Genomic DNA, 24880 nt, shown 5'->3' with positions numbered 1-24880 from the left:
GCCCCGGTGTTAGACGCTGTAGTTACTCTGCGACCGTTTCGACGGGCTTGCTGACCAGCAGGCCCTCGTTGATTTCGCGCAGTGCGATGGACAGCGGCTTCTCATTCAGCTTGGTGTCCACCAGCGGGCCAACGTACTCGAACAGACCTTCGTGCAACTGCGAGTAGTAGGCGTTGATCTGGCGGGCACGCTTGGCACCGTAAATCACCAGCGCGTATTTCGAATCCGCTGCTTCCAGCAGGGAGTCGATCGGCGGGTTGATGATGCCTTCGAGGTTGGTCGACACAAAATCTCCAATTTTGTTCCGGGACAATTCTTCCAAGACCTGCTCAGCGCGGGTGCGGAAGAAGTCCCATCAGTGAAACGAGCTCGTCTGCCGCCCGCTGGACATCGTCGTTAACGACGGTGAAATCGAACTCGGGCTCGGCAGCAAGTTCTAGTTTAGCGGTTTCCAGCCGTTGCTGCTGTTCCTCGGCTGTTTCGGTGCCGCGGCCCACCAGCCGGCGGACCATTTCGTCCCAGCTGGGCGGGGCCAAGAACACGAAGGTGGCCTCCGGCATGGACTCCTTGACCTGCCGGGCACCCTGCAGATCGATCTCCAGCAGCACGGATTTGCCGTCTGCCATGGCGCGCTCCACGGTGCGGCGCAGCGTGCCGTAGCGGTTCCGCCCGTGAACCACGGCCCACTCCAGCATGTCGCCGGTGGCCACCAGCCGGTCGAACTCCTCGGCGCCGACGAAGAAGTAGTGAACGCCGTCCTGTTCACCGGGGCGCGGCTCACGGGTGGTGGCGGAGACGGAGAGCCAGACTTCCGGGTAATTGTCACGGATATAGGTGGAAACGGTGCCCTTGCCGACGGCGGTGGGGCCGGCGAGAACGGTCAGGCGGGGTTTATCGGACATATCTTTCATCTGTTACTGGGACTCCAAGTGGTCAATCAGGGCACGCCGCTGGTGGATGCCGAGGCCGCGCAGCCGGCGGCTGCGCGCGATGCCGACCGTCTCCATAATGGCGGCGGCGCGGACCTGGCCGATGCCCGGCAACGATTCGAGCAGCTCGGCAACCCGCAGGCGGCCGATCGACTCCATCGACGCGGCGGCCTCGATCACCTCCGCGATGGTCATGGCACCGGACTTAACCTTGGCCTTGATTTCCGCGCGGTCAGCCCGGGCTGCCGTCGCCTTCAGACGGGCGGCAGTGCGTTCGCTCTCCGTGAGCGGTCGAAGACCCACAGCTCCTCCAGACAATCCGGCCCGTCGGACAAGCCGGCCCGGCGGGCACTTTTGGGCATGAACTGAACTTACCAGAACCGCACCGCTCCGGCCCCGGGCCGGCGGGGTGCACAGAGCCGCAGCCACGGCCGGCTCCGGTCCGGAACAGCGGCCGAAGCCGGAGCCAGCGGCGGGCTGCTCGGCGAGAGAAGGCGGCCGGGGCAGCCGCGGCCGGCTTCTCAGCCGGAGAATGCTGACAGGCCGGCCAGGGTGCGTTCTGTGGCCTCGCGCAGGGCGGCGGTGTCCGGACCGGCTTTGAGGATGTCCCGGCTGGAGGTGGCCAGGACATTCCCGACGGCGGCGCCAAAGGCGGCCGCAATATCGTCGCCGGTGGCCCCTTGGGCACCCAGGCCCGGCGCCAGCAGCGGCCCGTTGACGGCAGCCAGGTCCAGCCCCAGCCGTTCCATGACGTCGGCCCCCACCGTCGCGCCGACCACCAGGCCGACCGAGCCCAGCTCGCCAGCGCCGCGGGCCGCGGCGTTGTCAGCCGCGGCCGATTCCGCGATCCGGCGCGCCACCGACTCGGCGCCGCCCACGTGCTGCACGCTGGCGCCTTCCGGGTTGGAGGTCAGCGCCAGCACGAACACGCCGCGGCCGGTCGCTGCGGCCAGGTCCAGCGCCGGCCGCAGCGATCCGTAGCCCAGGTATGGGCTGAGCGTCACCGCGTCGGCCGCCAGCGGCGAACCGTCGCGCAGCCAGGCGTCGGCGTAGGCGGCCATGGTGGAGCCGATGTCACCGCGCTTGGCGTCCGCGATGGTCAGCACCCCTGCCTCGGCGGAGGCGGTCAGCAGCTTCTCCAGCACGGCCAGCCCGGCAGAACCGTGCCGCTCGTACAGTGCCACCTGCGGCTTGAGCGCGGCCGCCTGCTCCCCCACCGCGTCCAACACGGTGAGGGAGAAGCGTTCCAGCCCACCGGCGTCGTCGTTCAGGCCCCAGGCGGAGAGCAGCGAGGGGTGCGGGTCGATGCCCACGCACAGCGGCCCGCGGGCCGACATCGCCGCTCGCAGCCGCTGCCCGAAAGTGGCGGGCAGCGGCCGGACGTCAGGCTCAGGCATGGATCGCGGCCTTCAGCTTTGCCGCATGCTCCTGCAGGCTGGTCACGTCCCACTCGTATTGCCGCATCGCCTCGATGGCCTGGATGGCGGCACCGAACTCGGACACCGTGGTGATGATCGGCGTGCCCACCGAGGTGGCCGCGGCGCGGATCTCGTAGCCGTCGCCGCGGGCCTGGCCGCCGGAGGGGGTGTTGAGGACGAGTCCGATCTGGCCTTCGGTGATCAGGTCAACGATGGTGCCCTCGCCGTCGTCGGACCGCCCCTCGGCGATCTTCCGCACCGTGGTGGACTGGATGCCGTTGCGGCGCAGCACGTCGGCGGTGCCGCCGGTGGAGAGGATCTCGAAGCCCAGATCAACCAGCAGCTTCACCGGCATGATGATGGAGCGCTTGTCCCGGTTGGCCACCGATACAAAGACCTTGCCGGACGTCGGCAGTGCGCTGCCGGCCGCGGCCTGGCTCTTGGCGAAGGCGGTATCGAAGTACTTGTCGATGCCCATCACCTCGCCGGTGGAGCGCATCTCCGGGCCGAGCAGCGAGTCCACCACGGTGCCTTCGGGGGTGCGGAACCGGCTGAACGGGAGCACTGCTTCCTTGACTGCCACCGGAGCCTCCAGCGGCAGCCGGGAGCCGTCGCCGGTTTCCGGCAGCAGCTTGTAGACGCTGCGCAGCATGTCGATGTCCACGCCGGTGCCGATCAGCGCCGCGGCCTTGGCCAGCTGCACGCCGGTGGCCTTGGAGACGAACGGAACGGTGCGGGAAGCGCGCGGGTTGGCTTCAATCACGTAGAGCACGTCGGCGGCCAGCGCGAACTGGATGTTGATCAGGCCGCGCACGCCCACGCCCTCGGCAATGGCGGCGGTGGCGTTGCGCACGCGCTCCAGCACCTCGGCGCCCAGGGTGATCGGCGGCAGCACGCAGGCGGAGTCGCCGGAGTGGATGCCGGCCTCCTCGATGTGCTCCATGATGCCGCCGACGTAGAGGTCCTTGCCGTCGTAGAGCGCATCGACGTCGATCTCGATCGCGTCTTCCAGGAAGCGGTCCACCAGCACCGGGTGGTCCGGCGTGATCTCGGTGGCGTTGGCAATGTAGCGGGAGAGGTTGGCCTCGTCGTAGACGATCTCCATGCCGCGGCCGCCGAGCACGTACGACGGGCGGACCAGCACCGGGTAGCCGATCTCGTCGGCGATCTTCTTGGCCTCGTCGAAGGAGACGGCGGTGCCGTTCTTCGGTGCGATCAGGCCGGCCGCATCGAGCACCCGCTGGAACGCACCGCGGTGCTCGGCCAGGTCGATCGCCTCCGGCGAGGTGCCGAGGATCGGGATGCCGGCGTCGGCCAGGGCCTGCGCCAGCTTCAACGGGGTCTGGCCGCCCAGCTGCACGAATACGCCCAGCACGCCGCCGGTGCGTTCTTCGGCCGCGATGACCTCCAGCACGTCCTCGAGCGTGAGCGGCTCGAAGTACAGGCGGTTGGAAATGTCGTAGTCGGTGGAGACGGTCTCCGGGTTGCAGTTGATCATCACCGTCTCGTGGCCGGCCTTGCGCAGCGCCATGGTGGCGTGGACGCAGGAGTAGTCGAACTCGATGCCCTGGCCGATCCGGTTGGGACCGGAGCCGAGGATGATCACGGACGGCTTGGCGTGCAGCTCAACCTCGTCCTCCTCGTCGTAGGACGAGTAGTGGTACGGGGTGTAGGCGGCGAATTCCGCGGCGCAGGTGTCAACGGTCTTGAACACCGGGCGGATGCCCAGCGCGTGCCGGACGCCGCGGACCACCGCCTCGCTGGTGTGGGACAGCTTGCCGATCTGCTCATCGGAGAAGCCGTGCCGCTTGGCCAGCCGCAGGATCTCCTCGGTCAGCGCCGGGGCCTTGCGGATCTCGGTGGCCACTTCGTTGATCAGCTGCAGCTGGTCGAGGAACCACGGGTCGATCGCGGTGGCCTCGAAGACCTGTTCGACGGTGGCGCCGCCCAGCAGCGCGCGCTGCACCAGCGAGAGCCGCTCGGTGGAGCCGAACTTGGCCTTGGCCAGCAGCTCGGGGACGTCGTAGTCGTTGACCGGGGCGAACTCCAGCTGGGCGCCCTTCTGCTCCAGCGACCGCAGCGCCTTCTGCAGCGCTTCGGTGAAGTTGCGGCCGATGGCCATCGCCTCGCCCACGGACTTCATGGTGGTGGTCAGCGTCGGGTCGGCGGCCGGGAACTTCTCGAACGCGAAACGCGGCACCTTGACGACGACGTAGTCCAGGGTCGGTTCGAAGGCGGCAGGAGTCTGCTGCGTGATGTCGTTGGGGATCTCGTCCAGCGTGTAGCCGAGCGAGAGCTTGGTGGCGATCTTCGCGATGGCAAAGCCGGTGGCCTTGGACGCCAGCGCCGAGGACCGGGAGACGCGCGGGTTCATTTCGATCACCACTACGCGGCCGGTGTCCGGCTCGATGGCGAACTGGATGTTGCAGCCGCCGGTGTCGACGCCGACCTCGCGGATCACCGCGATGGAGATGTCGCGCAGCTTCTGGAACTCGCGGTCGGTCAGCGTCATGGCGGGCGCCACCGTGATGGAGTCGCCGGTGTGCACGCCCACCGGATCGAAGTTCTCGATCGAGCACACGACCACGACGTTGTCGTTCTTGTCGCGCATCATCTCGAGCTCGTATTCCTTCCAGCCCAGGATGCTCTCTTCGAGCAGCACCTCGCTGGTGGGGCTGTACTGGATGCCGGCTCCGGCGATCCGGCGCAGGTCATCCGGGTTGTAGGCCATGCCCGAGCCCAGGCCGCCCATGGTGAAGGACGGGCGTACCACCATCGGGTAGCCCAGTTCCTCGGCGGCGGCGAAGGCCTCGTCCATCGAGTGCACGATCACCGACTTGGCCGACTCGGCGCCGCAGCGTTCGACGACGCCCTTGAACTTCTCCCGGTCTTCACCGAGCTCGATGGCGGCGATGTTCGCGCCGATCAGCTCCACGTTGTACTTCTCCAGCACGCCGTTCTTGTCCAGCGCGATCGCGGTGTTCAAGGCGGTCTGGCCGCCCAGCGTGGGCAGCAGGGCGTCCGGGCGTTCCTTGGCGATGATCTTTTCGACCACCTCGGGCGTGATCGGCTCCACGTACGTGGCATCGGCGAACTCCGGGTCCGTCATGATGGTCGCCGGGTTGGAGTTGACCAGGATGACCCGCAGGCCTTCCTCCTTCAGCACGCGCAGCGCTTGGGTGCCGGAATAGTCGAATTCGGCCGCCTGGCCGATCACGATCGGACCGGAACCGATGACCAGGACGGATTTCAGATCTTCTCTCTTGGGCATTACTTGCTTTCCTTCGTGGTCTCGGAAGTCGTCGCGGAAGCGGGCTGGGAAGCTGTCTCGGCAGCGCCCTCAGCGGCGGTCCCGGTCTGGGTGCGGCGGGAATCCATCAGGTCGGAGAAACGGTCGAACAGGGTCGCCGCGTCGTGCGGGCCGGCCGCCGCTTCCGGGTGGAACTGGACGGAAAAGGCTGGGATGTCCAGGCAGGCGAGGCCCTCGACGACGTCGTCGTTCAGGCAGACGTGGCTGACTTCGACCCGGCCGAAGCGCTCCTCCGGGGCCAGCGTCGGCCCGTCCAGCGGGGCGTCGACGGCGAAGCCGTGGTTTTGCGAGGTGATTTCGACCTTGCCGGTGCGCCGGTCCATCACGGGCACGTTGATGCCGCGGTGGCCGTAGCGCAGTTTGTAGGTGCCGAAGCCCAGCGCGCGGCCGAGGATCTGGTTGCCGAAGCAGATGCCGAAGAACGGCAGGCCGGCGTCGAGCACCTTGCGCAGCAGCAGCACCTGGCGGTCGGCGGTGGCCGGGTCGCCCGGCCCGTTGGACATGAACATGCCGTCGGGCGAGACAGCCTGGACGTCCTCGAAGGTTGCGGTGGCCGGCAGCACGTGCACCCGGATGCCGCGCTCGGCGAACCGGATCGGCGTCATCGCCTTAATGCCCAGGTCCAGGGCGGCGACGGTGAACCGCGGCTCGCCCTCCCAGCCATGGTCTGCCGGTTCGACGACGTAGGCCTCGGTGACGCTGACCTCTTCGGCCAGCCGGGCGCCTTCCATCGACGGCTGCGCGGCGACCTCGGCCACCAGCTCCGTCGCCGGGCGTCCGGCCGCCTCGCCGGAGAAGATGCCGGCCTTCATTGCGCCGCGCTCGCGCAGGTGGCGGGTCAGCGCGCGGGTGTCTACTCCCTGGATGCCCACGATGCCCTGATTGACCAGTTCGTCGTCGAGGCTGCGCTCGGAGCGCCAGTTGGACGGCCGGCGGGCTGGATCGCGGACCACGTAGCCGGCCACCCAGATCTTGCGGGATTCCGCATCCTCGTCGTTCACCCCGGTGTTGCCGATGTGCGGTGCGGTCTGCACCACCAGCTGGCGCGCGTAGGACGGATCGGTGATGGTCTCCTGGTAGCCGGTCATCCCGGTGGCAAAGACCGCCTCGCCCAGTGCTGTTCCCTGGGCGCCGTAGCTGCGGCCGCGGAAGGTCCGGCCGTCTTCGAGCACCAGCAGCGCCGGTGCGGTTGCGGAGGTTGTTTCTGCGCTCACGATGTTTCCTAGTCTTCCTGTACAGCGGGTAGGTATGTCTGCAGCTGCGCCAGCAGCGGTTGTTTGTCGGCGGCCTGCCGGGTGCGGAAGGCGGTGTCGACGTCGCGCTCCCCCAGTTTCCACGTGATCACGGCGAGCCCTTCGGATTCCACGAACTTTCCCACCATGCCGCTCTCGGTGCGCACATCGGAGATGGTTGCGGCCGGAATGTAGAGGTCGGTGGAGCCGGGCCGCTCGATCAGCACGCCGTGCGGATAGGTCCGCAGCGCGGCCTTGGTCCGGACGCCCAGGCCGTGGACGGCCACGCGGTCCAGCCAGTCCCCCGCCGTGGTCGTGACCACATACATGCCTTCGTAGTAGCCCGTGGGGTTGGCGGTGTCCGCCGGAATCTGCGCCAGCGGCGCGATGTCCTGCTGGCGCTTGAGCCGGTTCCGCCAGCCCACCGCCACCAGCACAATGAGCACGACGGCGACGGCGAGCATCACCAGGCCGGCTTGGAGCTGGGTCATCTCAGCCCTCCCTTGCCGGGCGTGCGGGCGTGTTCAGGGCGCCGTCCAGCACGGTGGGGTGTCCGTTGAGGAAGGTGGCCACCACGCGGCCGGGCAGCTGCCGGCCGGCGAACGGCGAGTTCCGGCCCTTCGTGGCCATGGCCGACGGGTCCACCGTCCAGCGGGCCGCGGGGTCCACCAGCGTGATGTTGGCGGCCGCGCCGGCTGCCAGCGGCTGGCCCTGGCCGGCCAACCGGCCGATCCGCGCCGGCATGGCGGAGGTGATCCGGGCGAAGTCTGCCCAGCCGATCAGCCCGGATTCGATCATGGTGTGCTGCACCACGGACAGCGCGGTTTCCAGCCCGGTCATGCCCATCGCCGCCTGCGCCCACTCGCACTCCTTCGCCTCGGAGGGGTGCGGAGCGTGGTCGGTGCCGATCACGTCGATGGTGCCGTCGGCCAGGCCGGCGCGCAGCGCCTGCACGTCCTCGTCGGTGCGCAGCGGCGGGTTGACCTTGTAGACCGGGTCGTAGCTGCGGACCAGTTCGTCGGTCAGCCACAGGTGGTGCGGCGTGACCTCGGCGGTGACCTTGATGCCGCGGGCCTTGGCCCAGCGGATGATCTCCACCGATCCTGCCGTCGAGACGTGGCAGACGTGCAGGCGCGAGTCCACGTGCTGGGCCAGCAGCACGTCGCGGGCAATGATGCTTTCCTCGGCCACGGCCGGCCAGCCGGTCATTCCCAGCACCGCCGAAACCGTGCCCTCGTTCATCTGCGCGCCGTCGGTCAGCCGCGGCTCCTGCGCGTGCTGGGCGATCACGCCGTCGAACGCCTTGACGTATTCCAGCGCGCGGCGCATCAGCACCGGATCCGAGACGCAGATGCCGTCGTCGGAGAACACCCGGACCCGGGCGCGGGAATCGGCCATCGCGCCGAGCTCGGCCAGCCGCTCGCCGGCCAGCCCCACGGTCACCGCGCCCACCGGGCGGACGTCGGCCCAGCCGGCGCTGCGGCCCAGCGTGTACACCTGCTCGACCACGCCGGCGGTGTCGGCCACCGGCGACGAGTTAGCCATCGCATGCACCGCGGTGAAGCCGCCCAGGGCCGCCGCGCGGGTGCCGGTCTCCACCGTCTCCGCGTCCTCGCGTCCCGGCTCGCGCAGGTGCGTGTGCAGGTCCACCATGCCGGGCAACGCAATCAGACCGTCGGCGTCAATCACGACGGCGCCTGCCGCGCCGAGCGCGCTGCCGACCTCGGCGATCTTTCCGTCGCGGACCAGCAAATCAGCCCGGTCCCCGCCCGTGAGCGAGGCTCCGCGGATCAGGTAAGTGGTCCCGGAGTTGGACGCGGTGTTGGACGCGGTGTTGGTCTCGGTGTTGGACTCGGTCACTTGGCCTCCTGGGCGGCGGTCGGAGCGGGAGCGGCGGACGCGGTGCCGCCGGAAAGCAGAAGGTAGAGGGCGGCCATCCGTACGGCCACACCGTTGCGGACCTGGTCCAGCACGGTGGACCGCGGCGAGTCGGCGGCGGCCGAGGAGATTTCCAGCCCGCGGTTCATCGGGCCGGGGTGCATGATGATGGTGCCGTCGCGGCCGGAGGCGTCCAGCGCCGCCAGTCGGAGGTCGTTGAAGCCCCAGCGGCTGGAGTACTCCTGCGTGGACGGGAAGTAGGCGGCGTTCATCCGCTCGCCCTGGACGCGCAGCATCATCACGGCGTCCGTCCCGGCGGCCAGTGTGGCGTCCAGGTCGTAGCTGATGGTGCAGGGCCACTCGCGGCTGCCCACCGGCAGCAGCGTGGGCGGCGCCACCATGGTGACCTCGGCGCCCAGCGTGCGCAGCAGCCACAGGTTGGAGCGGGCCACCCGGGAGTGCAGGATGTCCCCGACGATGGCCACCTTCATGCCGGCCAGGTCCGTGCCGGTTGAGGCGGTGCCGTTGAGCTTGGCCCAGGTGCGCCGCAGCGTGAACGCGTCCAGCAGCGCCTGGGTGGGGTGCTCGTGCGTGCCGTCGCCGGCGTTGACCACGGTGGCGTCGATCCAGCCGGATCCGGCCAGCCGCGCCGGCGCCCCGGAGGCCCAGTGCCGGATCACGACGGCGTCGGCGCCCATCGCTTCCAGGGTCTGCGCGGTGTCCTTGAGCGATTCGCCTTTGGACACGGAGGATCCCTTGGCGGCGAAGTTGATCACGTCGGCCGAGAGCCGTTTGGCGGCGGCCTCGAAGGAGATCCGGGTGCGGGTGGAGTCCTCGAAGAAGAGGTTGACCACGGTACGGCCGCGCAGCACCGGGAGCTTCTTGACCTCGCGCAGGGACACGGCGGACATTTCCTCGGCGGTATCCAGGATCTGCACCGCGTCCGGCTTGGCCAGGTCCGCGGTGGACAGCAGGTGTTTCATGCGCTGAAGTCCTCGATAACTACCTCGTCGGCGGCCGGGCTGCCGTTGTTCGTATCAACTTCGGCCAGCCGGACCCGGACCTTCTCCACCGAGGAGGTGGGCAGGTTCTTGCCGACGTGGTCGGCCCGGATCGGGAGCTCGCGGTGCCCGCGGTCCACCAGGACGGCCAGCCTGACAATCCGCGGCCGGCCCAGGTCCACCAAGGCGTCCAGGGCTGCGCGGATGGTGCGGCCGGAGTAGAGCACGTCGTCCACCAGCACCACAACCTTGTCGTCGATGCCGGCTGCCGGCAGCTGGGTGGGCAGCGGGGTGCGGGTGGGGTGGCGGCGGAGGTCGTCGCGGAACATGGTTACGTCCAGCTGCCCGATGATGTCTTCGGCAGCGACGGAAGGATCGGCGGCGGCGATCTTGGCGGCCAGCCGGCGGGCCAGCGGATAACCGCGGCGCGGAATACCCAGCAGGACCAGATCTTGGGACCCCTTGTTCGCCTCGAGGATTTCGTGGGCGATACGGGTCAATGCGCGGTTGATGTCCGCTTCGGCAAGTACAACTCGCGACGATGCCGGCTGTTGCGCCGGCGATTCGGTGCTCATCTTTTGCCGCCTCCTTCCCCGCCTCACTGGACGGAATTTAAAGGTTGCTTGCGCCCTCAAAATTACCACGGTCGGCCCTGCCCGCCTGCTTCGTGACGGCTGCACGACGGCGATCTGCGGCCGATGTGCGCAAGCTCACCGGACGTCGGGCCGGCCGTGGCTGTTGCCCGGCATGTGGGCTGACCGGTGGCGGGTGCCCGGCACATGGGCTGACCGGTGCCCGGCACCTGGGCTGACCGGTGGCGGGTGCCCGGCACGGGCCGGGCCGGACCCAGCGGCCATCAGCGGTTCGGCGACCTCAGGGCAACCCCACCCCTCGTCCCCCACCCCGCCCGGACGCGGCGACGGCGGATGCCCGCAAAGGGGGGCACCCGCCGTCGTCCGTGGGGATGGTGGCTGAACAGGCGCCTTAGGCCAGCAGCGTGGGCTTGAGCTGCTGCAACCGGCCCAACAGGCCGTTGACGAAGGACGGCGACTCGTCCGTTGACAGAGTCTTGGCCAGCTCCACGGCTTCGCTCACCGCGACACCGTCGGGCACGTCGTCGTTGTAGAGCAGTTCCCACGAGCCGACGCGCAGGATGATCCGATCCACCGCGGGCATCCGGTCCAACGTCCAGCCCTGCGCGTACGTGGCGAGAAACTCGTCGATGGTGGGCTGCAGGGCGGCGACGCCCTCCACGATCTGCGCTGTGTAGGGATTGATCACCTGGTCGGTCTTGTCCCGCCCGGCCAGCGCCTCGGCAGCACTCACGCCGCGCTGCTCGGCTTCAAAAAGGACGTCGACGGCCCTGCGGCGGGCCTTGCCGCGGGCTGAAGTAGGGGCACTCACTAGTCGTTGACTCGTCCCAGGTAGTCGCCGCTGCGGGTGTCGACCTTGACCTTGGTGCCGGTCTCCAGGAACAGCGGAACCTGGATCTGGTAGCCGGTCTCCACGGTGGCGGGTTTGGTTCCGCCGGTGGAGCGGTCGCCCTGCAGTCCGGGCTCGGTGTAGGTGATCTCCATGACCACGGAGGCCGGCAGCTCGATGTAGAGCGGGGTGCCGTCGTGCATGGCGATGTTGACCTTGATGTTTTCCAGCAGGAAGTTCTCGTCATCGCCGACTACCGGACCGGGAACGGTGACCTGGTCGTAGTCCTGCACGTCCATGAAGACGAAGTCGTCGCCGTCCTTGTACAGGTAGGTGTAATCGCGGCGGTCCACCGTGGCGGTTTCGATCTTCAGGCCGGCGTTGAACGTCTTGTCCTGGATCTTGCCGCTGACGACATTCTTGATCTTAGTGCGCACGAACGCGCCGCCCTTGCCCGGCTTCACGTGCTGGAACTCAATGACGTTCCACAACTGGCCGTCCAGTTTCAGCACGGTGCCGTTCTTGATGTCGTTGGTTGTGGCCACAGTTTCACTTTCGTCGATGATGGCGGGCCGCCGGCGGAAGGTCCGCCCGGCCCGGAGCGAAGTCCAGCAGACATTCTACCTGCTGGCGGGTTGCCCGCCCGAAGCGTGCGGGGTTCCCGGGATCGATCCCGCCGTAGCCGGTGGGTCGCGACGTCTGGTGGAGCCGGCGTGTTCGGGGTGCGGGTGCCACGTGATTGGGGTGCGGGCGCCACGCGATCAGGGGTGCGGGTCCGTCCCACGTCTAGCCATAACTGCCCACGTTCTGGCAGCGAAAAGGGCCCTGACATGCGGCGATGTCCGGGCCGCCACCGAAACGTGGGAGCGAACCCGTCGGGGGCGGGGACCTCCGGCCCCATGGGCGCCCGGGACCTCCGCAACCCAACGGGCGTGCGGGGACCTCCGCAGCCCAACGCGTGCCCGGGCCCCTCGGCCCAACTCGTGCGTGCCGGGAAACCTCGGCCCAACCTGTCCACGTTCTGCAGGAATTGTCCAAGTCTTGGCGGCGCCCAAGCTCCTGACCTGCGGAAACATCCGGCACCCCGCCAAAACGTGGACAGCACAGGCGCCGAAACGCCCCGCTGCCACCCGGCGGAGAGCTATTCGGCGAAGTGCGCCCGGCGACGTCCTACTCGCCGATTTCCTGGCAGGCTTCGTACTCCCGTTACGCAGCGTGCTACGCGGCGATTTCCTGGTAGGCGGCGAACAGCAGCGAGGTGTCCGGTACGTCGAGGATGCCGGGCTTGGCCAGTCCGTCCAGCACCACGAACCGCAGCAGGTCTCCGCGGGCCTTCTTGTCCCGCTTCATTCCGTCCAGCAGGGCGGCCCAGCGGTCGCGACGGTAGGTCACGGGAAGCCCGAGGGAGGTCAGGATCGCCTGGTGCCGGTCGGCGGTAGCATCGTCCAGCCGGCCGACCATCCGGGACAGCTCGGCGGCGAAGGCCAGGCCGATCGAAACGGCGGCACCGTGGCGCATCTGGTAGCGCTCGGCCAGTTCGATCGCGTGGCCGAGCGTGTGCCCGTAGTTGAGGAACTCGCGGCGTCCGGACTCGCGCAGGTCGGCGGAAACCACCTCGGCCTTGACCCGGATGGCGCGCTCGATGATCTCCCGCAGTTGGGCAGTACCGGCGGTGCTGGCCGCTGTGGGGTCGGCCTCGATCAGGTCCAGAATGACCGGATCGGCGATGAAGCCGCACTTGACCGCCTCGGCCATTCCGGTGATCAACTCGTTCGGCGGCAGCGTCTGCAGCGCGTCCAGGTCGGCCAGCACGGCGGCCGGCGGATGGAAGGCTCCCACCAGGTTCTTGCCCTCGGCGGTGTTGATGCCGGTCTTCCCGCCGACTGCGGCATCGACCATGCCCAGCAGGCTGGTGGGGATGTGCACCACCTTGACGCCACGCAGCCAGGTTGCGGCCACGAAGCCGGCCACGTCGGTGACCGCTCCTCCGCCCACCGCCACAATCGCGTCCGAGCGGGTGAAGTCGTTCTTACCCAGCACTTCCCAGCAGAACGAAGCAACCTGGATGTGCTTGCCCTCCTCGGCGTCCGGGATTTCGGCGGTCAGCGCCTCCATCCCGTTCGAGGCCAGGTCCTCGCGCACGGCGTCGCCGGTGGCGCGCAGCGCTCGGGGATGGATCACCAGCACCTTGCGGACCCGCTCCCCCAGCACCTGCGGCAGCCGGCCCAGCAGCGCGTGGCCAACGACGACGTCGTACGCCTCCTGGGGGGTGTTCCCGGTGACGGGGATGACGGTTGCCTCGGGGGTGTTGCTCACGGTTCGTGCCTTTCCTCAAGCAGATTCTTCAGTTCGGCCAGCAGCTGCTGCTGGCTTTTGCCGCGGGTGTCCAGCACCAGGTCGGCCAGGCGCTCATAGACCGGCCGCCGCTGCCGGAGGGACTCGGTCCAGCGGCCCACGGGATCACCGGCGAGCAGCGGCCGCCCGGTGTCCTTGATGATGCGCGGACGCACCGTGTCCACATCAATATCCAGGAAGACCACGGTGCAGTTGGCCAGCAGTTGCTGCGTGCCGGTATCCAGGATGGCACCGCCGCCCAGCGAGACAACGGCGGGCGGTTTGCCTTCGGCGAGCAGCGCCGCCACTTCGCGGGCCTCGAGTTCGCGGAAGGCATGCTCGCCCAGCGAGGTGAAGATCGCCGGAATCGGCCCATGCCGTTCCACCAGCCGCTTGTCGCTGTCGGCGAACGCCAGTCCGTGCCGGTTCGCAAACTGGCTGCCCAGCGTCGACTTGCCCGACGCCATCGGTCCAATCAGCACCAGGTGGCGCCGCAGCAGCATCGGTTCCCCGGATGCCACTACTGGCCGATCGAATCCAGCGACTCCGGGATGGCCGCCAGATAGGACCGCAGGTTGCGTGCCGTCTCGGCCACGGAGTCGCCGCCGAACTTCTCCGTGATGGCCTCGGCCAGCACCAACGCCACCATGGCCTCGGCGACGACGCCGGACGCCGGCACGGCGCAGACATCAGAACGCTGGTGGTGGGCTTTGGCGGGCTCGCCGGTGCTGACATCAATGGTGGCCAGGGCGCGGGGCACCGTGGCAATCGGCTTCATGGCCGCCCGGACGCGCAGCGTCTCGCCGATGCTCATGCCGCCTTCGATGCCGCCGGCGCGGTTGGTGGCACGCACAATGGTGCCGGTCTCGTCGCGGACGATTTCGTCATGGGCGGCGGATCCACGGCGGGCGGCAGTGAGGAAGCCGTCCCCGACCTCCACGCCCTTGATCGCCTGGATGCCCATCAGCGCGGCGGCCAAGCGGGCGTCCAGCCGGCGGTCCCAGTGCACGTAGCTGCCCAGTCCCGGCGGCAGCCCGTAGGCCAACACCTCGACGACGCCGCCCAGGGTTTCGCCTTCCTTGTGCGCCTGGTCCACTTCCTGCACCATGGCCAGCGATGTTTCGGCGTCGAAGCAGCGCAGCGGATCTTCATCCAGGGCCAGCACGTCGTCCGGCCGCGGAAGCCGGCTACCTTCGGGAACCGAGACCCGGCCGACGGCGGTGGTGTGGCTGACCAGCCGGATGCCCAGTGCGGAGAGGAACTTGGCGGCTACCGTGCCCAGGGCTACCCGGGCGGCTGTCTCACGGGCGCTGGCGCGTTCCAGCACCGGACGGGCTTCGTGGAAGCCGTACTTCTGCATGCCGGTGAAGTCTGCGTGGCCGGGCCGGGGCCGGGTAAGCGGGGCGTTGCGGGCCAGATCCTCCAGCTGGGCAGGATCGACCGGATCAGCCGACATCACGGTTTCCCATTTGGGCCATTCGGTGTTGGCCACTTCGATGGCTACCGGGCCGCCCTGGGTCAGGCCGTGGCGGACGCCGCCCACCAGCGTGACCTCGTCCTTTTCGAATTTCATCCGGGCGCCGCGGCCATAGCCCAGGCGCCGGCGCGCCAGCGCATCCTGGACCTCGGCTGCGGTCAGTTCGACGCCGGCGGGGACGCCTTCGATAATTCCTACCAGGGCCGGACCATGGGATTCACCGGCGGTTAACCAACGCAACATGGATTCAATACTGCCATGCATCGGGGGGCGGTTTAGCGCCGCGGTGCACCCACCGCGTCACACATCACATTTATGACATCGGCGGTGTCGCTGAAGCGTTCGCCGGCGAATAGCCGCACCTGCTCGACCGCCTGGTAGATGAGCATTTCCAGGCCGTGCACCACCGAGCCGCCTTGGCGCTGCCAGACGGCTGCCAGCTCGCTGGGCCACGGATCATACGCCACGTCGAGCAGCACGCTCCCGCCGCGGTCCGTTCCTGCCTGGGCCACCAACTCGGCAGCCAGGGGGTCGGCAGATTGCGGCGGCAGGGTGCAAACCACCGTTCCGGCCCGCTGCACTGCGGCGGCTGCCCGGTCCCAGCCGGCTACCTGGAGCGGCAGTCCAAGGTGCCGCGCGATGGCCTGCACGTTGCCCGACTTTGCCGGATCCCGCAGGCACAGTGTCACGCCGGACGGTTTCAGCTCCGCCAGCGCGGCGGCAGCAGCGGCAGCGGTGCCGCCGCCGCCCAGAATGACTGCGGGCAGGCCCTCACGGGCCCCGCCGTGGCGCAGCGCCCCGACGATCCCCGCCACGTCGGTATTGTGGCCGGACAGCGTCACCTGCCCCTCGCCGTCGTACTGGGGAACCACGGTGTTGAGCACGCCCAGCAGATCCACCAGCGGGCTGGTGCGGTCCATCTGGCCGACCATCGCCGCCTTCAGCGGCATGGTCACCGACAGCCCCGCCCACCCTCGCTCGCTGCGCAGGGTTTGGACGAACTGCGGCAACTGGTCCACGGTGACGTCGATGGCCCGATAGCTGCAGTCGAAGCCGATCAGTTCATAGGCGGCCCGGTGCAGCGCGGGCGACCGGGAGTGGCCGATCGGGTGCCCGAGCACCGCAGCCTGGTAGTGGAGGGCAGCCGGCAGCGTGCCGCCGGACACGCCGTCGGCAGACACGCCGTCGGCACCGGCGATCAACTGCACCGGCCTTCCTTCTGCGTGCTGCACCACTGCTGGTATTCCTTGGTGTACGCGTTGTGCTGTTCCAGCGTCTTGGCGAACTTCGTCTCGCCGGTGTCCAGGTTGACCGTCACCCAGTAGTAGTAGGGCACGTCGGCGGGGCTGGCAGCCGCGTCAATGGCCGGCCCGCCGGGCGAGTTGATCGGCCCGGCAGGCAGCCCGGTGTGCGCGTAGGTGTTGTAGGGGTTGGACTTGTCCGCCTTTTCCTCCGGCGTGATGTCGTAACCCTTCCGGCCCAGGCCGTAGGTCACCGTGGCGTCCGACTGGATCAGGCCGTTCGTTTCGGTGTTGTCCGGCTTCAGCCGGTTCTGGATGGCGCCGGCAACCGTGGCATAGTCGGCCTCGCCGGCCTCGGCCTCGATGATGCTGGCGATGGTCAGCACCCGGAACTGCTCCTGCGGATCGGAAATCCCGTCCTTGGTCAGCCGGTCCACGGTGTTGCCCACCAGTTCGGTGAGAATGTCCTTGGCGCTGGTCCCCAGGGGCCAGCGGTACTCGCCCGGGAAGAGGTAGCCTTCGAGGTTGCGTGCGGAGTCCGGCAGCCCGAACTGCTGCGGGTTTTTGGCCAGTTCCGCGAACTCGGAGGCCGGGATCTGCGTGCCTTCGCTCAGGGCCGCGAAGACCTCTTCCTCGCGCCAGGTGCGGTTGATGGCGGTGTAGGAGACCTTCTCCCCCACGTCCTCCAGCAGGATGGCGGCGGCTTCGGCGGCCGGCAGCTTGTACTGCATCTGGTAGTCGCCCGGCTGCACCTCGCGGCCGTCCGCTTGGCTGGCCAGTTCGCCCAGGAAGGTCTCGCTGTTGGAGATGATGTCCTGCTCCACCAGGGAATCGGCGATCACCAGCGGACCGGCGCCCTGTTGAACCGTGAAGGTGACCTGCCCCTCCCCGGGGCCCGGATAGTCTTCGGGGCCGCCGCCCATGCCCAGCAGGTTCTGCAGGAACAGCACCACGCCGACCAGGCCTGCGGCGAAGACCGCGAAGACCACCAGCATGATGGTGTTGCGCCGCCGGCGGGCGCGCTTCTTGGTGCGGACCGGACGCTTCCGGCCGGAGGCAGGTTCATCCTCGAAAAAGTCCAGCCGGCCGTCGTGGTAGATCTGGCCGTCATCCTCGTAGCTCTGGCCCGCGTCCGTCGCTTCCCAGCCTCGCTCCGCGGCGTAAGGGGCGCTTTCCGCCTCGCCTGCCGCAGAGCCGGCGGCATATTCTGCCTCGGGCTCTGCCTCCGGCTGACGACGACGGGGCTCACCGCGGGTGGGTACGTGGTGCTGGATTACGGTGGCCGGCTCCGGGTCGTACCAGCCGGTAGACGGTTCGTCCGCTTCGGGTGCGTCCGGGGGCTCCGGCGCGGCCGGCTGGCCGGCCGGATCGGGCCATGCCTCGTCAGCGGGCGGCTCTTCCCATTCGGGAACCGCGTCGTCGTCCCAGTACGGCGGAACGGTGTCGTCAAAGCGCGGATCAGCGGCCTGGCGTCCGCGGGCGGCACGCCGGGACGGCAGGTTGGTCCAGTCGTCGGGGTGCTTGCTCACGATCCCGGATCCCCGCTTCGATCATGTCCGTGCTTAATCGTCGGCTCCTCATGGCTGGCGTCCGGCACGTCTCTGCCGGCGGGCGGTGCGACAGGTGTCCCCACGTCCTGTCCTTGGGCCCGTTGCATGTCAATGGCCTGCTGCAGGATACCTACCGCAGCTACCTGATCCACCACTTTACGATGTTGACGCGTATCCATGCCAGCATCGCGCAATCCACGGTGCGCCGCCACGGTGGTCAGGCGTTCATCAATCAGGCTGACGCTGGCCCCTGAACCCGCCGCGGCCAGCGCTGCGGCCAGCTTCCGGGCGTAGCTCCGGGCCATCTCGGTGGACGCAGATTCGCCGCCGGAAAGTGTCCGCGGAAGCCCCACGAAAACCTGGACGGCGCCCCGTTCGGCGGCCTCGCGCACCAGCACCCTAATGTCATAGTCCTTCTTGGCGTCGCGCTTCAGGGTGCGTACCGGCGTGGCCAGGATCCCGTCCGGATCGCAGCTGGCCACGCCCACGCGCACCGCACCGACGTCCACACCGAGTTTGGTGCCGCGCGGATAATCGGTCGAAGACACGATGCCGGGCCCCTAGCGGTTCGCGACCGCAGCCGTCACGGCGGCCAGTGCCTCGTCGATCTTGGCAGCGTCGGATCCGCCGCCCTGCGCAACGTCGTCCTTGCCGCCGCCGCCGCCACCCAGCACGCCGGCAGCGATCTTGACCAGCGCGCCGGCCTTCACCCCGGCGGCGCGTGCTGCCTCGTTGGTCGCCACCAGGATCAGCGGCCGGCCGTTGGCTACACCCGTCATCGCCACGGTGACCGGCTCGGAGCCCAGCCGGGCCCGCAGGTCCAGGGCCAGGTTGCGCAGGTCGTCAGCGCCGTTGAGGTCGCCGACGTTGTGCGCCAGCAAGCGGATGCCTGCCACGTCCTGCGCCTGGGAGACCAGCGAGGCGGCGGAAGCTGCCAGCTGTTCCTTGCGCAGCTTGTCCAGTTCCTTCTCCACGGACTTGAGCTTGGCCAGGGTGGCGGCAATCCGCTCGGGCAGCTGGGCGCCGGGGACCTTGAGCATCTCGGACAGCTCGGTCACCAGCGCGCGTTCGGCGGCCATGTGGCGGAAGGCCTCCATGCCCACGAACGCCTCCACCCGCCGGTTGCCGGAGCCCACGGAGGCCTCGCCCAGCAGCATCAGCGAGCCGATCTGCGAGGTGCCCTCCACGTGGGTGCCGCCGCAGAGTTCGCGGGACCAGGCGCCGTCGATCTCCACCACGCGCACGGTGTCCCCGTAGGCCTCGCCGAAGAGCGCCATGGCGCCCAGCTCGCGGGCCTGGGCCAGCGGCATCACGCGGGTCTGGACCTCGAAGTTGTTGCGGATAGCCAGGTTCGAGACCTCTTCGACCTCCGACTTGGCGGCGTCGGAGAGGCCCTCGCCCCAGGAGAAGTCGAAGCGGAGGTAGCCGGCCTTGTTGAAGGAACCGCGCTGCAGCGCCTCCGGGCCCAGGATCTGGTGCAGGGCGGCGTGGATGATGTGCGTGCCGGAGTGGGCCTGCTCGCCGGCATGGCGGCGCTGCGCGTCCACTGCGGCCTGGACCGTGGCGCCGGCGGGCAGTTCGCCTTCGCGGACCACCGCCTTGTGCACGCTCAGGCCCTTGACCGGCTTCTGCACGTCCAGCACCTCGACCACGAACCCGTCGCCGGTGATCAGCCCGACGTCGGCGGCCTGCCCGCCGGCCTCGGCGTAGAACGGGGTCGCGTCGAGCACCAGCTCGATTTCCTCGCCCTGCCCGGCGAAACCGCGCACTTCGCCGCCGCGGACAATGCCGCGCACCGTGGATTCGGTGTTCAGTTCGTCGTAGCCGGTGAAAACGGTCTCGCCCTCGGCCAGCATCTCGCGGAAGACGGTCACGTCGGCGTGGCCCAGCTTCTTGCCGCGGGCATCGGCCTGGGCACGCTGGCGCTGCTCGGCCATGAGCGTGCGGAAACCGGCCTCGTCCACCTGCAGGCCAGCTTCTTCGGCCATTTCCAGGGTGAGGTCGATCGGGAAGCCGTAGGTGTCGTGCAGGGTGAAGGCGTCCTCGCCGGAAATCGGCTTCGACGCGGCCTTCGATTCCTTCACGGCCTCTTCCAGCCGGGCGGTGCCGGAAGCGATGGTGCGCAGGAAGGCCTTCTCTTCGGCATAGGCGATCCGGCTGATCCGCTCAAAGTCGTCCGCCACCGCCGGGTAGGTGCCCTTCATGGCGTCGCGGGAGACCGGCAGCAGTTCCGGCAGGCAGGCGTTTTCCACGCCGAGCAGGCGCATGGCGCGCACGGCACGGCGGATCAAGCGGCGCAGCACATAGCCGCGGCCCTCGTTGGAGGGGGTCACGCCGTCGGAAATCAGCATCAGTGCCGAGCGGATGTGGTCGGCGACCACGCGCAGCCGCACGTCGTCGGTGTGGTGCGGATCGTCGTCGGACTCGGCGCTGGTGTATTCCCGGCCCGAAATTTCCGCGGCCTTGTCCAGCACGGGGCGGACCTGGTCCGTCTCGTACATGTTCTCCACGCCCTGCAGGATCATCGCAAGGCGTTCCATGCCCAGGCCGGTGTCGATGTTCTTCTGCGGCAGCTCGCCGAGGATCTCGAAGTCTTCCTTGCCGATGCCGGCGCCGCGCTGGTACTGCATGAAGACCAGGTTCCAGATCTCGATGTAGCGGGTCTCATCGGCGATCGGGCCGCCTTCGATCCCGTACTCCGGACCGCGGTCGTAGAAGATTTCCGAGCACGGGCCGGCGGGGCCGGGCTGGCCGGTGGACCAGTAGTTATCCTTCTTGCCGGACTTCTGGATCCGGTCGGCCGGGACACCCACCTGGTCGCGCCAGATCGCGAGGGCTTCCTCGTCTTCTTCGTAGACGGTGATCCAGAGCTTCTCCGGCGGCAGGCCGTAGCCGCCCTGCTCCACCGGGCTGGTCAGCAGTTCCCAGGCCATCGAGATGGCCTGCTCCTTGAAGTAGTCACCAAAGGAGAAGTTGCCGCACATCTGGAAGAAGGTGCCGTGCCGGACCGTCTTGCCGACCTCTTCGATGTCCGCGGTACGGATGCACTTCTGCACGCTGGTGGCGCGCGGGAACGGCGGCGTTTCGCGGGCGGTCAGGTACGGGATGAACGGCACCATGCCGGCCACCGTGAACAGCAGCGAAGGATCCGGCGACACCAAGGACGCCGACGGGACCACGGCATGGCCCTTTTTCTCGAAGAAGTCGAGCCAGCGGCGGACAATCTCGTGGGATTTCATGGTGCCTGTGTCTTACCTTCCAGGGTACAAACCGCCCGTGCGGGCCGGTGCGTGGCGTGAAGATGCCGTAAAAAATTTAGCGCGTGCGGACGTCGTCGGCTGAATCGATGCCCAGGGCCAGGCGCAGGTCTGTCTCGCGTTCCCGCATGCCGTCCCGGACCGCGTCGGCGAAGGTGGCCACCGAATCGGCCACCTGTCCCAGGGCGCGGTTCAGTCCGGCCGGTCCCAACGCGTCCCGCGTCTGGGAGAGCTTGCGGACCGCCAGCACGCCGATCGCCACACCTGCGGCCATCCAGATCATTCGCTTCATGTCGGTTCCTCTCGCGGATTAGCGGCCGCGGCGGCGCTTGCCCTCGGGCGCGCCCTTGCCGGCGGTATTGAAGGCGCTGCGCACGCCGTAGGAGAAGGCTGCCACCTTGATCAGCGGCGAGCCCAGCGTCGCGGAGAGCAGCGACGTCAGGGCGGAAACGTTGGCCGAGGCGTCCGACACGTTGTTGGAGATGCCGTCCACCTTCCGCAACTGTTCGTTGGTGGTGCTGACCGTGGTGGTGACTTCGCCAATCAACGGGGTGGTCCCGTCGCTGAGCTCGCGGATGGCCTGGCGCAGTTCATCAAACACCTTGCCGAGCTTCCATACCGGGATGGCCAGCAGGGCCACCAGCACCGCGAATACTCCCGCGGCGATCAGACCGGCGATATCTCCACCTGACATAGGTTCAAACGCTCCTCTTGTTGGTTGACGGCGTCATCCGATCCGCGCGCAGCGCAGGCATGCCTTGTGCTGCGGGGGTCCGGCTAACGACGGCGGGGCCTGCCTTGATCAGGCATCTTTCCCGCCACTCTCATCACCTTACCTACTGAACAGCCCGCGGCCGATGCCGCGGGCTGTTCTGCGCCGCCTCCGCGCACGGAGGCGGCATCTCGCAGGGGTGGTTCCGGGGTTCAGGCCCCGGAACTACTTATCTAGCGAGCGTAGTATTCGACCACCATCTGCTCTTCGCAGGTCACGGGGACCTCGGAGCGCTTGGGGCGGCGGACCAGGCGGGCCTGCAGCTTCTCCAAGGCGACATCCAGGTACGCCGGAACGTTGGGGAGCACGTCGCGGTGAGCGCCGGCAGCTGCCACCTGGAACGGGGGCATCTTTTCGGAGCGCTCGTGCACGTGGATCAGCTGGCCTTCGGAAACGCGGAAGGACGGGCGGTCCACGCGCTTGCCGTTGACCATGATGTGGCGGTGCACCACAAGCTGGCGGGCCTGGGCGATGGTGCGGGCGAAGCCGGCACGCAGCACCAGGGCGTCAAGACGCATTTCCAGCAGCTCGATCAGGTTTTCGCCGGTCAGACCGGCGGTGTTGCGGGCTTCCTCGAAGGCACGGGTCATCTGTGCTTCGCGGATGCCGTACTGGGCACGCAGACGCTGCTTCTCGCGCAGACGAACGGCGTAGTCACTGTCCTGCTTGCGGCGGGCACGTCCGTGCTGGCCGGGGCCGTACGGACGACGCTCCATGTACTTCTCAGCCTTGGGCGTCAGGGCAATGCCAAGGGCACGCGAAATGCGGACCTTGCGGCGGGCTCGTGTGTTGTTAGCCACGATGTCCTTCCAGTTATGTGCGGGTGCAATGGTTTGCTGGCCTCCAAGTCCCGGAGAGCGTTGGTCAACCGCTACCTTCAGCTACAGTCCGTCCCGGGCACGCTTCTCCCCTTCACTGAATTGCTCTAGGGATCGACGGCGCAAGAACGGCTTGCCAGTCAGCCAACCATTCTAGCATCAGCCGGCCGGTGGCCCTGCCACGTTTAGGCTGGCTGGATGCGAGCCATTCTGCAGCGCGCGAGCCGCGCCAGCGTCAGCGTCGACGGCACGGTGGTGGGGGCCCTGTCCGGCCCCGGCCTGGTGGTTCTGGTGGGCGCCACCCATACCGACACCGCCCAGGACGCCGCGGCGCTGGCGGAAAAGATCTGGCGGCTGCGCATCCTGGACGGCGAGCTCTCCTGCGCCGATGCGGACGCCCCGCTGCTGGTGGTCAGCCAGTTCACGCTGTACGCCGATACCCGGCGCGGCCGGCGGCCGTCCTGGTCCGCGGCCGCCCCCGGCGACGTCAGCGAACCGCTGCTGGATCACTTCGTCTCCGCGCTGCGCGGCCTGGGCGCCCAGGTGGCGACCGGTGTCTTCGGCGCCATGATGGAGGTGGAACTGGTGAACTCCGGTCCGTTCACCATCAGCCTGGATACCGAGGACTTCGCCAAGCCGCGCCGCGGCTGAGGCGGCTGGCGGACGAGACAAGCGGCGGACAGGGGGCACCGAGCCTCGCATCGCCGTCGTTACTTGCCGGCACTTGGTGTTTATCCGCCGCGGATGATCTTGCGCAGCCGGTCCACCCGGGCCGAGATCTCCCGTTCGGCGCCGTTGGTGGTGGGTTCGTAGTAGTCCCGGCCCACCAGGTCGTCCGGCGCGTACTGCTGGGTGGCGATCCCGTGCGGGGCGTCGTGCGAATACACGTAGCCCTTGCCGTGGCCCATCCCCTTGGCCCCCGCGTAGTGGGAGTCGCGCAGGTGGACCGGAACCCCTTGGCCGCGCCCCGCCCGGACGTCCGCCACGGCGGCGTTGATCGCGTCGTGGCAGGCCGGCGATTTCGGCGCGGTGGCGATGTGGACCACGGCCTGGGCCAGCACCAGCCGGGCTTCCGGCATGCCGATCAACTGGACGGCCTGGGCGGCGGCGACCGCCGTCTGCAACGCCGTGGGATCGGCCATCCCCACATCCTCGGAGGCGTGGACCATGATCCGGCGCGCCACGAAGCGCGGGTCCTCCCCCGCCTCCAGCATCCGCGCCATGTAGTGCAGCGCGGCATCCACGTCGGAGCCGCGCATGGACTTGATGAAGGCACTGGTGATGTCGTAGTGCTGGTCCCCTGCCTTGTCGTAGCGCAGGGCGGCACGGTCCGTGGCGCGCTCGGCGTGGCTGAGTTCCACCCGGACCGGGGCCCCGTCTTCGCCTTCCCCGCCGGTCTCGCCCCAGGCCACGCCCGCGGCGGCCTCCAGCGAGGTCAGGCCGCGGCGGGCGTCGCCGGCGGCCAGCCGGACCAGGTGTTCCAGCGCCTCCTCGCTCAGCTCCACCCGGCCGGCCAGCCCGCGCTCGTCCTGGACCGCGCGCATCAGCAGCTGCTCAACGTCATCGGCGGTCAGCGGCTTCAGGGTCAGCAATAGCGAACGGGACAGCAGCGGCGAGACCACCGAGAACGACGGGTTCTCCGTGGTGGCGGCGACCAGCACCACCCAGCGGTTTTCGACGCCCGGCAGCAGCGCGTCCTGCTGTGCCTTGTTGAACCGGTGGATCTCGTCCAGGAACAGCACCGTGGTGGTGCGGTGCAGGTCGCGGGCGGTCAGCGCCTCGTCCATCACGCGGCGCACATCCTTGACGCCGGCGGTGATCGCGGAGAGTTCCACAAACTTGCGGCCCGGGCCGCGGGCGATCACGTGCGCCAGCGTGGTCTTGCCGGTGCCGGGCGGACCCCAGAGCATGACCGACGACGGTCCCGCCGGCCCGGTGGCCGCTCCGCCGGCCGCCAGCATGCGCAGCGGCGACCCGGGCTGGAGCAGGTGCTGCTGGCCCACCACGTCATCGAGCGTGCGCGGCCGCATCCGGACCGCCAGCGGGCTGCGCGGACGGGTGGGTTCGCCGCCGTCGCCGGACGCCGCGTTGTGGCCGTGGCCGTCGCCCCCGCCGTCGTAGTCTTCGTCGTCGTCCGCGGCTGCACTGAACAAATCACTCACACCGTCAAGGCTATCCGTTCATCTGCCCTGCTCCGCCGGCACCTTCCGCGGCTCCATCCCCGGGCCGGTGCCGGTCAGC

General features: G+C 68.7%; 24 protein-coding genes. 1 reads left to right on the top strand and 23 read right to left on the bottom strand.

The annotated features are described in order from the left end of the window. Nucleotides 1–22: 22 nt before the first annotated feature. From rpoZ to rpsD, 22 genes are all read right to left on the bottom strand, one after another. The gene (rpoZ, locus tag MNQ99_RS10045) at nt 23–286 is read right to left on the bottom strand and encodes a DNA-directed RNA polymerase subunit omega (RefSeq protein WP_127512652.1); all 264 of its coding nucleotides are present in this window, start codon (nt 284–286) and stop codon (nt 23–25) included. Nucleotides 287–329: 43 nt separating this feature from the next. Continuing rightward, complete coding sequence (gmk, locus tag MNQ99_RS10040; protein WP_127512653.1) at nt 330–902, bottom strand: guanylate kinase; 573 nt, start codon at nt 900–902, stop codon at nt 330–332. A gap of 12 nt (nt 903–914) precedes the next feature. Continuing rightward, the gene (gene mihF, locus MNQ99_RS10035; RefSeq protein ID WP_127512654.1) at nt 915–1232 is read right to left on the bottom strand and encodes an integration host factor, actinobacterial type; all 318 of its coding nucleotides are present in this window, start codon (nt 1230–1232) and stop codon (nt 915–917) included. A gap of 218 nt (nt 1233–1450) precedes the next feature. After that, nucleotides 1451–2326 (bottom strand): orotidine-5'-phosphate decarboxylase, encoded by an 876-nt coding sequence (gene pyrF, locus MNQ99_RS10030; protein ID WP_241912859.1) that lies wholly within the window; start codon nt 2324–2326, stop codon nt 1451–1453. After that, nucleotides 2319–5618 (bottom strand): carbamoyl-phosphate synthase large subunit, encoded by a 3300-nt coding sequence (carB, locus tag MNQ99_RS10025; protein ID WP_241912858.1) that lies wholly within the window; start codon nt 5616–5618, stop codon nt 2319–2321. Before carB ends, pyrF begins: the two co-directional genes overlap by 8 nt. Further along, a complete protein-coding gene (carA, locus tag MNQ99_RS10020; RefSeq protein ID WP_241912857.1) occupies nt 5618–6871 on the bottom strand; it encodes a glutamine-hydrolyzing carbamoyl-phosphate synthase small subunit in 1254 nt (417 codons plus the stop codon). Before carA ends, carB begins: the two co-directional genes overlap by 1 nt. An 8-nt stretch (nt 6872–6879) precedes the next feature. After that, complete coding sequence (locus tag MNQ99_RS10015; RefSeq protein ID WP_241912856.1) at nt 6880–7380, bottom strand: PH-like domain-containing protein; 501 nt, start codon at nt 7378–7380, stop codon at nt 6880–6882. A gap of 1 nt (nt 7381) precedes the next feature. Further along, nucleotides 7382–8749 (bottom strand): dihydroorotase, encoded by a 1368-nt coding sequence (locus MNQ99_RS10010; RefSeq protein ID WP_241912855.1) that lies wholly within the window; start codon nt 8747–8749, stop codon nt 7382–7384. Then, the gene (locus MNQ99_RS10005; protein WP_241912854.1) at nt 8746–9750 is read right to left on the bottom strand and encodes an aspartate carbamoyltransferase catalytic subunit; all 1005 of its coding nucleotides are present in this window, start codon (nt 9748–9750) and stop codon (nt 8746–8748) included. Before MNQ99_RS10005 ends, MNQ99_RS10010 begins: the two co-directional genes overlap by 4 nt. Then, the gene (pyrR, locus tag MNQ99_RS10000; protein WP_241912853.1) at nt 9747–10343 is read right to left on the bottom strand and encodes a bifunctional pyr operon transcriptional regulator/uracil phosphoribosyltransferase PyrR; all 597 of its coding nucleotides are present in this window, start codon (nt 10341–10343) and stop codon (nt 9747–9749) included. The genes MNQ99_RS10005 and pyrR overlap by 4 nt, the downstream gene beginning before the upstream one ends. A 409-nt stretch (nt 10344–10752) precedes the next feature. Next, entirely contained in the window at nt 10753–11172 is a 420-nt protein-coding gene (nusB, locus tag MNQ99_RS09995) for a transcription antitermination factor NusB (protein ID WP_127512662.1), read from the bottom strand. Further along, on the bottom strand, nt 11172–11735 hold the full coding sequence (gene efp, locus MNQ99_RS09990; protein ID WP_127512663.1) for an elongation factor P: 564 nt from the start codon (nt 11733–11735) through the stop codon (nt 11172–11174). The genes nusB and efp overlap by 1 nt, the downstream gene beginning before the upstream one ends. 673 nt (nt 11736–12408) lie before the next feature. Further along, the gene (gene aroB, locus MNQ99_RS09985; protein ID WP_241912852.1) at nt 12409–13506 is read right to left on the bottom strand and encodes a 3-dehydroquinate synthase; all 1098 of its coding nucleotides are present in this window, start codon (nt 13504–13506) and stop codon (nt 12409–12411) included. Beyond that, nucleotides 13503–14045 carry a shikimate kinase gene (locus tag MNQ99_RS09980; protein WP_241912851.1) on the bottom strand — a complete coding sequence of 181 codons (543 nt, stop codon included), beginning with the start codon at nt 14043–14045 and terminating at the stop codon, nt 13503–13505. Before MNQ99_RS09980 ends, aroB begins: the two co-directional genes overlap by 4 nt. Continuing rightward, nucleotides 14045–15244 carry a chorismate synthase gene (aroC, locus tag MNQ99_RS09975; RefSeq protein WP_127512665.1) on the bottom strand — a complete coding sequence of 400 codons (1200 nt, stop codon included), beginning with the start codon at nt 15242–15244 and terminating at the stop codon, nt 14045–14047. Before aroC ends, MNQ99_RS09980 begins: the two co-directional genes overlap by 1 nt. Before the next feature lie 32 nt (nt 15245–15276). Then, nucleotides 15277–16152 (bottom strand): shikimate dehydrogenase, encoded by an 876-nt coding sequence (locus tag MNQ99_RS09970; RefSeq protein ID WP_422387531.1) that lies wholly within the window; start codon nt 16150–16152, stop codon nt 15277–15279. 47 nt (nt 16153–16199) lie between these two features. Continuing rightward, nucleotides 16200–17771 carry an endolytic transglycosylase MltG gene (gene mltG, locus MNQ99_RS09965; RefSeq protein ID WP_241912850.1) on the bottom strand — a complete coding sequence of 524 codons (1572 nt, stop codon included), beginning with the start codon at nt 17769–17771 and terminating at the stop codon, nt 16200–16202. Beyond that, on the bottom strand, nt 17768–18343 hold the full coding sequence (gene ruvX, locus MNQ99_RS09960) for a Holliday junction resolvase RuvX (protein WP_422387530.1): 576 nt from the start codon (nt 18341–18343) through the stop codon (nt 17768–17770). The genes mltG and ruvX overlap by 4 nt, the downstream gene beginning before the upstream one ends. A gap of 9 nt (nt 18344–18352) precedes the next feature. Beyond that, nucleotides 18353–21031 carry an alanine--tRNA ligase gene (gene alaS / locus MNQ99_RS09955; RefSeq protein WP_241912848.1) on the bottom strand — a complete coding sequence of 893 codons (2679 nt, stop codon included), beginning with the start codon at nt 21029–21031 and terminating at the stop codon, nt 18353–18355. A 76-nt stretch (nt 21032–21107) separates the two neighbouring features. After that, nucleotides 21108–21341, bottom strand: coding sequence for a DUF6167 family protein (locus MNQ99_RS09950; protein ID WP_241912847.1), 234 nt, complete (start codon nt 21339–21341; stop codon nt 21108–21110). An 18-nt stretch (nt 21342–21359) separates the two neighbouring features. After that, a complete protein-coding gene (locus MNQ99_RS09945; RefSeq protein ID WP_127512668.1) occupies nt 21360–21743 on the bottom strand; it encodes a DUF948 domain-containing protein in 384 nt (127 codons plus the stop codon). A 251-nt stretch (nt 21744–21994) separates the two neighbouring features. Further along, the gene (gene rpsD, locus MNQ99_RS09940; RefSeq protein ID WP_127512669.1) at nt 21995–22621 is read right to left on the bottom strand and encodes a 30S ribosomal protein S4; all 627 of its coding nucleotides are present in this window, start codon (nt 22619–22621) and stop codon (nt 21995–21997) included. Between the two features lie 216 nt (nt 22622–22837). Here rpsD and dtd point away from each other — a divergent pair, with 216 nt between their 5' ends. Continuing rightward, nucleotides 22838–23290 (top strand): D-aminoacyl-tRNA deacylase, encoded by a 453-nt coding sequence (dtd, locus tag MNQ99_RS09935; RefSeq protein ID WP_241912846.1) that lies wholly within the window; start codon nt 22838–22840, stop codon nt 23288–23290. Between the two features lie 80 nt (nt 23291–23370). Here the strand turns inward: dtd and MNQ99_RS09930 are convergent, their stop codons facing one another. Continuing rightward, on the bottom strand, nt 23371–24801 hold the full coding sequence (locus MNQ99_RS09930; RefSeq protein ID WP_241912845.1) for a replication-associated recombination protein A: 1431 nt from the start codon (nt 24799–24801) through the stop codon (nt 23371–23373). Nucleotides 24802–24880 lie beyond the last annotated feature (79 nt).

It is taken from the genome of Arthrobacter sulfonylureivorans, assembly GCF_022637435.1.
GTDB classification, from domain to species: Bacteria; Actinomycetota; Actinomycetes; order Actinomycetales; family Micrococcaceae; genus Crystallibacter; species Crystallibacter sulfonylureivorans.
The sequence above is the reverse complement of the archived record's forward strand: the minus strand, read 5'-3'. Positions and strand labels throughout refer to the sequence as shown.